At 60.5% G+C, this 1,649-nt stretch carries 2 protein-coding genes; both read left to right on the top strand.

Features of this window, described 5'->3' with window-relative positions; genetic code table 11:
• On the top strand, positions 1–240 hold a 240-nt coding region (locus AB2B41_RS23225; protein ID WP_367880205.1), incomplete at its 5' end, for a hypothetical protein.
• Positions 241–332: 92 nt separating this feature from the next.
• Complete coding sequence (locus AB2B41_RS23220) at positions 333–1,643, top strand: site-specific DNA-methyltransferase (RefSeq protein WP_367880204.1); 1,311 nt, start codon at positions 333–335, stop codon at positions 1,641–1,643.
• The last annotated feature ends 6 nt before the right edge of the window (positions 1,644–1,649 follow it).

Below are 1,649 nucleotides of genomic sequence, written 5' to 3'. Positions count from 1 at the left end.
GCGGCGCATGACATCATCGCGAAGACCGTTTTCAGCGCCTTGTTGCGTTCCACTGGGCAAGCCCCAAAACGGAACTGGGATGGCATCAACAACCATGATGCAGGCTATGGTCTTGAGTGCTGCCGCATTCTCGCGAAGGCGCTGAACGAGTCGCTCCCCACTGAGCTGAAGCGTGAGAAACCGGTCAACATGGCCAAGGCATGGCGCCGTGCCATCGAGGAAAACGCGGCTTCGAACTGACTGCTAGCTGCGGAAATTCTAATCGGTCCATATGACGAGCACGAACCGATGTGTTCTCTAGGTGATCCATAGCGATCCCAGGAGGCGACATCGTGACCGAACTTCAGATCACCTACAGCTCAATTGCCGAGTTGACCGCGAACCCGCGCAACGCACGAACACACAGTGTGCGACAGATCCGACAGATCGGTCGAAGCATTGAGAGTTTTGGGTTCGTAAACCCGATCCTGGTAGATGAACGGAACGTCCTCATCGCCGGTCATGGTCGCTTGGCGGCATCCGAAAAACTGGGCCTTGATCGAGTACCGGTCATTCGGATTGATGGGTTGAGCGAGACCCAGAAGCGCGGTCTCATGCTTGCCGACAATCGGATTGCCGAGAACGCGGGCTGGGACGCGGACATGCTTGCGAATGAGCTCGCCGATCTGTCAGCGATCGATCTGGACTTCGACCTTGAGGCGACTGGCTTCGATGCGGCCGAAATCGACATCGCCATCGAAGGTCTCGACGGCGATCAAGATGACGCGCCCGAAACCGCCCCCGATCCCGATCCGGATGATCCCGTGATTACGCGCGTGGGAGACCTCTGGCAGCTAGGCCCGCATCGCGTCGGCTGCGGAAGCGCCCGCGACCATGAGACAATGGCGCGTCTGATGGGGGAAGACCGGGCCGACGCAGGGTTCACCGATCCGCCATACAACGTGCGGATCCGAGGTCACGTCTCGGGCAAGGGAAAGATCAAGCACCGCGAGTTTGCAGAGGCATCGGGCGAGATGGCGCCAGCAGAGTTCAGAGAGTTTCTCGACGAAACCCTGGGCAATGCTGCGTCCGTCAGTCGACCGGGATCGGTCTGGTTCGTTTGCACTGATTGGCGGCATCTACCCGATATGGTCGGGGCAGGGGAAGAGAGCATTGGGCCGCAGCTAAACCTGTGCGTCTGGTGCAAGACCAACGGTGGCATGGGATCGCTCTACCGGTCGCAACATGAACTGGTCTGTGTCTTTGCCAGATCCGGGGGGCGCCATCGCAATAACGTCCAGCTCGGTCGATTTGGTCGGAACCGGACCAATCTCTGGCGCTATCCCGGTGTCAACACGTTCCGAGAAGGGCGCATGGAGGAGTTACAGGCCCATCCCACCGCGAAACCCGTCGCGATGGTCGCCGATGCTATCATTGACGTAACGCGCCGTGGTGACACCGTCCTTGATACGTTCGGCGGCGCTGGGGCGACGCTGATGGCGGCGGAACGGACCGGGCGCCGGGCACGGGTCCTCGAGATCGATCCCGCGTATGTCGACACGATGTTGCGTCGCTGGCGCGCGGCGACCGGCGAGGATCCCGTCCGGATCGAAGACGGCATGGCGCTCTCGGTTCTTGAAGCGGAGGCCGAAGATGGTCGGTGACTTCTC

The sequence above is a fragment of the Sulfitobacter sediminis genome (assembly GCF_040811725.1).
Taxonomy (GTDB): Bacteria; Pseudomonadota; Alphaproteobacteria; order Rhodobacterales; family Rhodobacteraceae; genus Sulfitobacter; species Sulfitobacter sediminis.
Note: the sequence above shows the minus strand (reverse complement) of the source record. Positions and strands in the feature narration are given on the sequence as shown.